9 protein-coding genes and 1 pseudogene are annotated in these 9,738 nt (G+C 67.4%); 4 read left to right on the plus strand and 6 right to left on the minus strand.

The window, feature by feature from the left end; translation table 11 throughout:
- The first annotated feature begins 4 nt into the window (after positions 1 to 4).
- Together E0E39_RS05545 and E0E39_RS05550 are read left to right on the plus strand one after the other, a co-directional pair.
- Positions 5 to 550: a PadR family transcriptional regulator gene (locus tag E0E39_RS05545; protein ID WP_130873838.1), complete on the plus strand. Its 546-nt coding sequence runs from the start codon at positions 5 to 7 to the stop codon at positions 548 to 550.
- The gene (locus E0E39_RS05550; protein ID WP_130873839.1) at positions 547 to 1,377 is read left to right on the plus strand and encodes a CPBP family intramembrane glutamic endopeptidase; all 831 of its coding nucleotides are present in this window, start codon (positions 547 to 549) and stop codon (positions 1,375 to 1,377) included. Before E0E39_RS05545 ends, E0E39_RS05550 begins: the two co-directional genes overlap by 4 nt.
- Here the strand turns inward: E0E39_RS05550 and E0E39_RS05555 are convergent.
- The 4 genes and pseudogenes from E0E39_RS05555 to E0E39_RS05570 form a co-directional block, all read right to left on the minus strand.
- Positions 1,371 to 2,077, minus strand: a pseudogene (locus tag E0E39_RS05555) (ATP-binding protein). The gene E0E39_RS05550 and the pseudogene E0E39_RS05555 overlap by 7 nt on opposite strands.
- Positions 2,007 to 2,468 (minus strand): AAA family ATPase, encoded by a 462-nt coding sequence (locus tag E0E39_RS16760; protein ID WP_130873841.1) that lies wholly within the window; start codon positions 2,466 to 2,468, stop codon positions 2,007 to 2,009. Before E0E39_RS16760 ends, E0E39_RS05555 begins: the two are co-directional and overlap by 71 nt.
- A 58-nt stretch (positions 2,469 to 2,526) precedes the next feature.
- Positions 2,527 to 5,310 (minus strand): FAD-binding and (Fe-S)-binding domain-containing protein, encoded by a 2,784-nt coding sequence (locus E0E39_RS05565; protein WP_130873842.1) that lies wholly within the window; start codon positions 5,308 to 5,310, stop codon positions 2,527 to 2,529.
- Positions 5,307 to 5,771, minus strand: coding sequence for a MarR family winged helix-turn-helix transcriptional regulator (locus E0E39_RS05570; protein ID WP_130873843.1), 465 nt, complete (start codon positions 5,769 to 5,771; stop codon positions 5,307 to 5,309). The genes E0E39_RS05565 and E0E39_RS05570 overlap by 4 nt, the downstream gene beginning before the upstream one ends.
- A gap of 103 nt (positions 5,772 to 5,874) precedes the next feature.
- On the opposite strand from E0E39_RS05570, the gene E0E39_RS05575 reads away from it, so the two are divergent.
- Together E0E39_RS05575 and E0E39_RS05580 are read left to right on the plus strand one after the other, a co-directional pair.
- Positions 5,875 to 7,704: an AMP-dependent synthetase/ligase gene (locus E0E39_RS05575; protein ID WP_130873844.1), complete on the plus strand. Its 1,830-nt coding sequence runs from the start codon at positions 5,875 to 5,877 to the stop codon at positions 7,702 to 7,704.
- Between the two features lies 1 nt (position 7,705).
- Positions 7,706 to 8,554: an acyl-CoA thioesterase gene (locus E0E39_RS05580; RefSeq protein ID WP_130873845.1), complete on the plus strand. Its 849-nt coding sequence runs from the start codon at positions 7,706 to 7,708 to the stop codon at positions 8,552 to 8,554.
- 64 nt (positions 8,555 to 8,618) lie between these two features.
- Here E0E39_RS05580 and E0E39_RS16565 read toward each other — a convergent pair whose 3' ends face one another.
- On the minus strand, positions 8,619 to 8,810 hold the full coding sequence (locus E0E39_RS16565) for a hypothetical protein (RefSeq protein ID WP_281275621.1): 192 nt from the start codon (positions 8,808 to 8,810) through the stop codon (positions 8,619 to 8,621).
- Entirely contained in the window at positions 8,807 to 9,670 is an 864-nt protein-coding gene (locus E0E39_RS05590; protein WP_342770213.1) for a LysR substrate-binding domain-containing protein, read from the minus strand. Before E0E39_RS05590 ends, E0E39_RS16565 begins: the two co-directional genes overlap by 4 nt.
- Positions 9,671 to 9,738: the final 68 nt, after the last annotated feature.

The raw sequence follows: 9,738 nt of genomic DNA on the forward strand, positions 1-9,738 counted from the left end.
CATCATGAAACCCTCCGAATCGGACCATTCGCTTCGGCCGGTTTCGTACATCGTCCTGGGAATGCTCGCGACCGCGGGTCCCATGACCTCGTACGAGCTGGAACACAACGCGCGGATCTCCGTCGGGTTCTTCTGGCCCTTCCCGCACTCGCAGCTCTACGCCGAACCCAGGAAACTGGAGGAGGCAGGGCTGGTGGACGTGGCCCCCGAGGAGGGCGGGCGCCGCCGCCGGGTCTACTCGATCACGGAGGACGGACTTCGTGCCCTGCGCGGCTGGCTGCAACGACCCGCTGACGCCGCGCAGACGCGGGATCCCGCGCTCCTGCAACTGTTCTTCGCCGACGCGGACCCGGCCATCGTCGGTCCCCTCGCGAGGCGGCGGGCGGCTGAACTGGAATCCAGACTGGAGTTCCTGGAACGCGATGATCTCGGTGGGGACCGTCCCCACCATCGCATGGTGCTGGCCTGGGGACGGACGCAGACCCGCAGCAACCTGGACTTCTGGAGGACCGTCGCCGAGGACGCGGAACGAGGAGAGGATGCGGAATGAAGAATTGGCTGCGGTCACACCCCCTGAGCGGTTACATCGCACTCGCCTACGCGGGTTCCTGGATCCTGTGGCTGCCCGCCCTGCTGGGGCGGAAAAGCCTGGGGCTGTTGCCCTACGAACTCCCCGTGGCGGCGCACATCGTGTTGAATCAACTCGCCCTGTTCGCCGGGCCCTTCCTGGCATCCTTGGTGATGACCCGGCTGACGACCGGGTCGCTGAAGATCTGGACGGCATCCCTGGTGCGTTGGCGGGTGCCGCCGGTGGCCTATCTGCTGGCCCTGGTGGCGATCCCGGCGGCCGTGATTGCGGTCCTGGCAATTCTGCCGGGCGAAACGGCGGGTGGGTCCGAGCTCGCCGGCCCCGCACTGGTCATCGCCCCTCTGGTGATGGGGGTGGCGTACCTGATCGGCGGGCCACTCCAGGAGGAGGTCGGGTGGCGGGGATTCGCGCTGCCCAGACTGCAGGAACGCACCTCACCGCTTCCAGCCGCTGTGATCCTCGGGATCGTCTGGGGAGGCTGGCACCTGCCCCTGTTCCTGATCGCGGAATGGGAGACCCCGCACCGGGACGCGGGGGATCTCCTTGCCTTCTTCGCGTTAACGGTTGTGGCGTCGATCGTCCTGTCCTGGATCACCAACACGGCACGCGGATCCGTCCTTCTCGCGATCCTGGCCCACAATGCGATCAACTGGGCGCTGAGCGTGTGGGAGAAAGCGACGGGTCAGAGGGTGACGAGCCTGTGGCCGGCGGTGCTGGGGCTGGCCGTCCTGGCGGTGATCGCCGTTGCCGTGACCCGGGGGCGGCTGGGTTACCGGCGTTCTCAGTGATCCCAGAGAGCGGAAACGGGCATGCTCCAGAAACCGGGCCCCATCCTCACGGTCCCGGGATGCAGGTTCAGGACGATGCCCCCGCGGAAACGGTCACCGGTCCGGTCCCTGAGCTTCCTCAAATGCTTGAAGTGTTCCGATCTCGGTGTCTGGGTGGTCTTGACCTCCAATCCCCAGACGCTCCCGTCCGCCAGCTCGGCGATGATGTCGATTTCACCACCCATCGAGTCGCGGTAGTGGCTCAGCGTGAAGTCGGAATCCGACCGTCCCTGCTGCTTCAACAACTCGGTCACCACGAAACTTTCCAGCAGCCCTCCCACGTGTGGGCTGTCCAGAGCGGCGAGGCGTTCGGACGTGGCCCCCAGCAGATGTGCGGCGAGCCCAACGTCCCGGATGCCGGCTTTCGGTTTCCCGGTGACCCGTTTCAGGGAGTTGTTGGTCCAGGGGGCAGCAGATAGTTCAGGTAGAGACGGGACAACGCGTCCAGGTAAAGGCTGACGGTGGAAGCCGGAAGATCCGCGTCCGATGCCAGGTGTGATTTCACGAGTTCGTATCCCTGGCGGGCGGCGATCACTCTGAGGACGGTGGACAGCCGTTCGGGCTGGTTGGTGGCGATTGCGTCGCGGACATCACGCTGGACCGCCTGGGTGGGGTAGGAGTTGAACCACAGGCGACGGGAACGCGCGGTGAGTTCCTGCACCTCGAGGAAACCTCCCCGGACGAGGAGCTCGGCGTAATCGGCCCGGGAGAGCGGTGATTCGTAATCGGCCCGGGCGACGCTCCCGGTCGATGCCTGCCTTGATCTCCAACAGAAGCTCCGGATACCGCTGCAGCTCGTCGATCACCAGGGTCTGCGATCCGGGGGAGGCCACGAATCCAATCGGGTCCTCCCGCGCACTGCTCAACGTGACGGCATCGTCCAGGGTCGCGTACCTGGCGTGCGGCAGGTCGAGCAGATGCGTGAGGGTGGATTTCCCGACCTGGCGTGCGCCCAACAGCATCATCGCTGGGAAAGTTCGCATCACCTCATCGGCGAGGGGTTTCAGGTTTGCGTTCCCGGATGCGCATGGAAGCAATACTATGCGCGGCATTGTTGTTCTGCACCTGGCTCATTGTGTTTCTGCAGTGGTTTCCTCGTGGTTCTGCAGGTCAGGTGGAGCGGGCCGGGTGGGTTGCCAACAGCTCGGCCAGGCTCATGGCCTCGCGGCCCGCCAACCCCTTCAGCTGGGTCTGGCAGCTGAAACCGTCGGCCAGGACCATGGCCTCCGGGTTGGCCGCCACCGCGGGGCCGAGGTCGTGTTCGAAGACCTTCACGCTCACCTCGTGGTGGCCGATCTCGACACCGAAGTTCCCGGCCAGCCCGCAGCAGCCGCCCACCTGCACCAGTTCGGCCCCCGTCGCCTTCAAGAGGGTCCGGTCCGCCTGCCATCCGATCACGGAGGCGTGGTGGCAGTGGGGCTGGGCGACGATGGTGTGACCGGTGAGGTCCGGGGGCAGGAAGTCGGGATCCCCGGTGAGGAACTCCGCCAGGGTCAGGACCTTGCCCTTCAACGCCTTCACGTTGGTGTCCCCGGGCAGCAGCTCGGGCGCATCGGAACGCCACACGCTGGTGCAGCTCGGCTCCACCCCGACGATGGGGATGCCCTGCTCGACGAACGGCGCCAGTACGGCGGCGGCGTGCCTGAGCTGGCGGCGGGCGCCGTCGAGCTGGCCGGTGGATATCCAGGTCAGGCCGCAGCAGGCCTTCTCGTCCAGCGCACGGGGTTCGTAGCCGAGGCGGGCCAGGACCTGCACCACCGCGGCGAAGGAGTTCGACTCGAAGCAGTCGCTGAACGAATCCACCCAGATCAGGACGGGCCCCTTGCCCCCACCCTTCGGCAGCGTGGTGCGGCGGCGGGCGGAACGCGACGCGAAACGCGGGATCTGCCGCCGCCCGTCGACCCCGGCGGCCCATTTCATCAGGCTCCCCAACCCGGGGGCGGCACCGACGACGTTGATGAGCGGCCCGATGCCGGGGAGTTTCGTGATGAGACGCCCCCAGCGCGGCAGCCAACCCAGGGAGTAGTGGTTGCGGGGCCGCAACCGCCCCTTGAGGCGTTCGTGGGTGACGCGCGACTTGTAGGCGGCCATGTCGATCCCGGTGGGGCAGTCACGGGAACAGCCCTTGCAGGACAGGCACAGATCGAGGGCCTCCGCCACCTCCCGTGAACGCCAGCCGTCCGTGATGAGGGAACCGTTGACCATTTCCTGCAACGCCCTGGCCCGGCCCCGCGTGGAGTCCTTCTCGTCGCGGGTGGCCTGATAGCTCGGGCACATCACCCCGCCCGCGGCGGTGGTGTTGGACAGGCACTTGCCGACCCCGGAGCACTGGTGCACCCGGGCCACGAACTCGGGATCCTCCAGGTTCAGGGGGGAAACGGTCGCCGCCACCATCCGCAGGTTGGAGTCGGTGGGTTCGGGATCGACCAGCACACCCGGGTTGAGCAGGTTCCCGGGGTCGAACAGGTGCTTGACCGCGGCGAACAGTTTCAGTGCCTCGGGGGAGTACATCCTCGGCAGCAGTTCCGAACGGGCGCGCCCGTCGCCGTGCTCACCGGACATCGAACCGCCGTGGGAGGCCACCATCTCGGCGGCCTCCAGCATGAAGGCGCGGTACCGGGCCCGGCCGTCGGGCGCCTCGAAGGGGAAGTCGATGCGGGCGTGGACGCAGCCGTCTCCGAAGTGCCCGTAGGGAAGCGAGTGCAGGCCGTGCCGGGCCAGGAGGGCCTCGAAGTCGCGCAGGTAGTCGCCCAGGTGTTCCGGGGGCACGGCCGCGTCCTCCCAGCTCCCGTAGGCGGGTTTGTCCAGCGACACCCCGGCCAGTCCTGCCCCGTCGGCCCGCAGCTTCCACAGCGATGCAGCCTGCTCCTGGTCCTCGACGATCCACCCGGCCCGGGTCGCGGCCTCGGCGAGGAGTGCCTCGGCGCGGTCGCGGATCTCCGCGGGATCCTCCCCGGCGAGTTCGACGAACATCCAGCCCTCGCCCGCGGGCAGCCGGCCGACGGAATCGGCACCCCGTTTGCGGATCACCACGTCCACGATGCGCCGGTCCAGGCCCTCGCAAGCGGTGGGGCGGAACTTCAACAGCCGGGAGATGTCGTCCCCGGCGCGATCCATCGACGGGTAGCCGAGCGTCACCATGATGCGATGCGAGGGGTCGGGGCTCAGACGCACCGTGGCCCGGGTGATGATTCCCAGGGTGCCCTCGGTGCCGGCGAAGAACTTCGCCACGTCGAACTTCTTCTCCGGCAGCAGGTGTTCCATCGAATACCCGGAGACCTGCCGGGAGAAGCGGCCGAACTCGGTGCGGATCACACCCAGGTTGGCCATCACCAGTGAACGCAGCTCGGGGAAGTCGTCGCGGCCCAGGACCCGCAGCTGGCCGTGGCCGTCGATGATCTCCAGCTCCGCCACGTTGTCGGACATGCGGCCGTAGCCGAGGGCCCGCGGCCCGCAGGCGTTGTTCCCGATCATCCCGCCGACGGTGCAGCGTGACGAGGTGGACGGGTCCGGGCCGAGCCTCAGGCCGTGTGGGGAGGCCGCTCGCTGGAGGGTTTCCTGCACCACTCCCGGGTCGATCACGGCGGTGCGGGTTCGTTCGTCGACGACGTGGATGCGGTTCAGGTGCTTGGCGACATCTATCACGAGGCCCGCGCCGACCGCGTTGCCCGCACACGAGGTTCCCGCTCCACGTACGGTGATGGGGAGGCGACAGCTCAGGGCAGCTCGCACGAGAGCGATCAACTGGTCGCGGTTCTCGGGGCGGGCAACGGCCAAGGGAGGCACGCGGTAGAGGGAGGCGTCGGAGGAGTAGATGCCCCGGGTGAGAAGCGATTCGTCCAGCAGGTTTGTCAGGTCTCCGAGTCGGTCACGAAGCAGCTCGACTGGGTTCACGGATGTTCATCGTAGTCCGGTACTGCCAGGATGGCGTCGCAGGCGCGGCCCAGGGCCGCCAGGTCCTCTGGTGTGACGGCGTCTATCAGGATCCGGCGCACCGCTGCAACGTGTCCGGGGGCGACCTGGGTCAGGAAACGCATTCCTTCCGCGGTCAGCGATGCAAGTACCCCTCGCCCGTCGTCGGCGCAGTTGGCGCGTTCCGCATGCCCCCGGGCCTCAAGACGCTTGACCGTGTGCGTCAAACGGGAACGCGACTGGCTGACCGCATGGGCGAGCTCACTCATTCGTAACTGCTGGCCCGGGGCTTCCGAGAGCGTAACGAGTATCTCGTATTCCGCCAGATCCAGACCGGCCAGCCGGAGGTCCGCGTCGAGGTAACTCTGTATGCGATGAGTGGCCCGAAGCCAGGCACGCCAGGTCCGCTGCTGATCGTCGTCTAACCATTCAACCTTGGTCACAGTTCGCAATCCTAACCATGGGGATGGTCCTTTCGTGGCCAGTTGTGTAAAGACCTCCATAATTCGGTTAGGCTCGCAACGCCGTGTCCCTTAGGAGTGTTTGATGAGTCTTCAAGAAGAACTGCTCGGCTTTGCCGGTTCGGTCGGCGACATGTTCCGCCGTCGGGTGGCCGAGACCCCCGACGGTCTGGCCTTTCTGGACCCTGACCGTGCACCGGAAGGCCCGAACACCTGGTCCGGGTACACCTGGGCTGAGTCGAGGGCTTTGGTCGATCAGCTGGCTGCCGGTCTGCTGGCCCGAGGGCTGGCCCGGGAACAAAGGGTGGGGATCATCTCCACAACCCGGCTCGAGTGGATCCTGCTCGACCTGGCCGTGGCCTGTGCGGCCGGGGCCACCACGACGGTCTATCCGAACACCGCTGCGGGTGACGTGGAGTTCATCCTGGAGGACTCGGGAACCTGCGTCGCGGTGGTCGAGGACGCTGCCCAGCTGGCCAAGGTGGAGGCCAGTCCCGTCCTGAAGGAGAGCATCCACACCATCGTCGTCATCGACGCCGCCCACGTGGAGCTGAACGACCGGGTCATCTCCTACACACAGTTGCAGCTGATCGGCGCGGAACTGTTGAAACAGAACCCCGGGGCCGTCGACGAGGCCATCGCATCCACCGATCGCGACACCCTCTCCACCCTCATCTACACGTCCGGGACGACGGGACAGCCGAAGGGGGTACGGCTCAACCACGCATCCTGGATCTACGAGGGCGCGGGAACCAAACACTGGAGGATCATCGACGACTCCGACCTGCAGTACCTGTGGCTGCCGCTCAGTCATGTCTTCGGGAAGGCGCTGATCGCCTGCCAGATCGCCTACGGGTTCGCGTCCGCGGTGGACGGACGGATCGACCGGATCGTCGACGGCCTGGGGGAGGTCAAACCGACGTTCATGTGCGGTGCGCCCCGCATCTTCGAGAAGGTGCGGGCCGCCGTCATGACCGCGAACACGGGCGTGAAGGGTCGGATTTCCCGCTGGGCCTTCGCCGTGGGGCGCGATTCACGTGGCTACCGGCTGGCGGGGCGCCCGATGCCCGGTGCCCTGGCGTTGAAGTACCGGCTGGCCGACGCCCTGGTGTTCTCCAGGCTCAAGGCGAGGCTCGGGGGGCGGATGAAGTTCATGATCTCCGGATCGGCGAAACTTTCCGCCCAGGTTCAGGAGTGGTTCTACTCCGCGGGCCTGCTGATAGTCGAGGGTTACGGATCCACGGAAACCTCCGCCATCGCCTTCCTCAACGTCCCGGCCGAGCCGCGTTTCGGGTCGGTCGGCAAGGTGATGCCGGGCATCGAGACGAAACTCGCCGAGGACGGGGAGGTGCTGCTGCGCGGCCCCATCGTCACCCCCGGGTACCACAATCTTCCGGACATCACCGCGGAGGTGTTCAGCGACGGCTGGTACCACACCGGTGACCTGGGAGAGTTCGACGCCGAGGGCAACCTGACCATCACCGACCGCAAGAAGGATCTGTTCAAGACCTCGGGTGGCAAGTACGTCGCCCCACAGAAGGTGGAGGGCGCGATCACCGCGAACATCCCCTACATCTCGCAGGCCATCGCCGTGGGTGACGGACGCAAGTACTGTTCAGCGCTGCTGGTGCTCGACCCGGCCCTGCTCCGGACCTGGGCCGAGAAACGCCAGCTCGGGCACCTCAGCTATGCCGAACTCAGTCAGCGACCCGAGATCCGGGCCTCGATCGAGAAGCAGATGGCGAAGGCCAACGCGCGCCTCGAGCGTTGGGAGACCGTGAAACGATTCGCGATCCTCGATCACGAGTTGACCGTGGACAACGACGGTGTCACCCCCAACATGAAGATTCGCCGCGCCGCGGTGACGAAACGCTACGGCGACATCGTCGATTCGCTCTACGACGCGGAGGAGTGACGTGTTCCGCACCACGATCGCTCTGCGCTGGTCCGACCTCGACGCCCAGGGACACGTCAACAACGCCGTCATCGCCGACTACCTCCAGGAGGCGCGAACCGCGTTCTTCAGGGCCGGACCGTGTTCCGGACTGCTCGATTCCGGGGTCGTGGTGGTCGGCCACCGGATCAGCTATCTGGCGCCGATCAGCTACTCGGAGGCCGGGATCGGTGCGGACGTGGTGATCGCCCGGTTGGGCGGGGCCCGCTTCGACGTTTCCTACACGCTCTTCCAGGACGCGACCCCGGTGGTCCGGGCCGTGACGGTGCTGTGCCCCTTCGACTTCGATGCCCAGCAACCGGCCCGTCTCGCCCTGACCGACCGGGAATGGCTGGCGGATCACGAGGCCGATGTGGAGCCTCTGCGCCACATCGACGTCCCGGAGCTCGGCAGGAACGGGTCGGTGACACCCTGCCCGGTGCGCTGGTCTGACCTGGACTCCTACGGTCATGTCAACAACGTCAAGGTCCTCGACTACCTGATGCAGGCCAGGATTGCCGCCACCACATCGTGGAGCCCCGCGATGGCGCGTTCCGGAACCAGCGAGTCCAGGTTGAACTGGCTGATCGCCCGGCAGGACGTCGACTACATCAACCAGATCACCCATCGACTGGCACCGTACGCGGTGCGTACCGCTCCCGCTTCCCTGGGCCGAACCTCCGTGGTTCTCGCAGCCGAGATCTTCAACCCCGACGACGGAACCACCTTCGCCCGCGGCCGCACCGTCCTGGTCGCCGCGGACGGGACGGGAAAACCCGTCGAGCTCCCGGAGGAGGTTCGGCAGGACCTGTCGGGGAGGGTCATCGGCTGAGAGCTCACCAGCAGATGGGGCGACCGTGGCGGAACCACACCCGGTGGCGTCCGGGTGGGGCCGCTCACAGTTCCTGGACCAGGGCGACGGAGGGGATCAGGGCGTGCGCCAAGGCCTCCAGGGTCGCCGCGCGGGGTGATGTACGGAGCCACACCAGTGCGATGTCCCGGCTCGGCTGGTACCACACCGGTGACCTGGGAGAGTTCGACGCCGAGGGCAACCTGACCATCACCGACCGCAAGAAGGATCTGGTCAAGGCCTGCGCAGCACCAGGCCGGGGGTCGGCGGGACGGGGGGCAGGACCGTCATGGCCGGCAGCAGGCTGAGGCCGCCGCCGGACGCGATCATGTGACGCATGGTCTCGAGGCTCGTGGCGCGGTAGTCCTTCCGCAGTCGGACCCGGTGCTCGGCGGCCCACCACTGCACCTGCCCCCCCAGGCAGTGTCCCTCGTCCAGGACCAGCAACTCGTGCTCGGCCACGCGGGCCGGTGGTGTGGGGGGTGTGTCCTTGAGCCCCGCAGCCGGCCCGTCGGCCAGTGGATGTCCGGTGGGGGTGGCCAGGACGAACTCCTCACGGAAGAGGGGGCGCACCTCCATGTGGGGGTCATCGACGGGCACGGCGATCAGCGCGGCGTCCAGCCCGCCCGAGTGCAGCATCGTCACCAGCTGGTGGGTTCTCTCCTCGGTCAGCAGTAGCCGGAGATTCGGGAAACGCTCCCCGACGTTGGGTAGCACGTGGGGCAGCAGATACGGACCGAGGGTGGGGAAAACCCCCAGTCGCAACTCGGTGGTCGCACCTGCCGCTTCCTTGGCGATCACCCGTATCGCCTCGGCCTCGGCCAGTACCGTCCTGGCCCGCTCCACCACCCGTTGACCGGTTGGGGTCAATACCGGGCGGGACGCGGCGCGGTCGATCAGGACGACGCCGAGTTCCTCCTCGAGTTTGCGCAGCTGGACCGACAGGGTCGGCTGCGAGACGCCACAGGCGGTGGGCGCCCCGCGGGGAAACCCCCCCGCGGCCCCCCCCCCCCCGGACCCCCCAACCCCCCCGCGCCTTGCCCGGCCGGTGCCAGGGGGGGGGGGGTGGGCTCCCCCCCCCCCGCGGGCACAAGAGATTAGGACGGGGGCGGCGCCGGGGCCCCCGCCGCCCCCCGGATGGACACGAGCGTGTTTGAGGGGGGGGG

It is taken from the genome of [Pseudopropionibacterium] massiliense, from assembly GCF_900607225.1.
In the GTDB taxonomy this organism is placed as follows: Bacteria; Actinomycetota; Actinomycetes; order Propionibacteriales; family Propionibacteriaceae; genus Arachnia; species Arachnia massiliensis.

What these genes read in the sequence shown, in the direction of transcription:
- E0E39_RS16760 (WP_130873841.1), bottom strand. Translation starts at nt 2,468, where the DNA reads ATGCCGCGCATAGTATTGCTTCCATGCGCATCCGGGAACGCAAACCTG.
- E0E39_RS05550 (WP_130873839.1), top strand. Translation starts at nt 547, where the DNA reads ATGAAGAATTGGCTGCGGTCACACCCCCTGAGCGGTTACATCGCACTC.
- E0E39_RS05575 (WP_130873844.1), top strand. Translation starts at nt 5,875, where the DNA reads ATGAGTCTTCAAGAAGAACTGCTCGGCTTTGCCGGTTCGGTCGGCGAC.
- E0E39_RS05545 (WP_130873838.1), top strand. Translation starts at nt 5, where the DNA reads ATGAAACCCTCCGAATCGGACCATTCGCTTCGGCCGGTTTCGTACATC.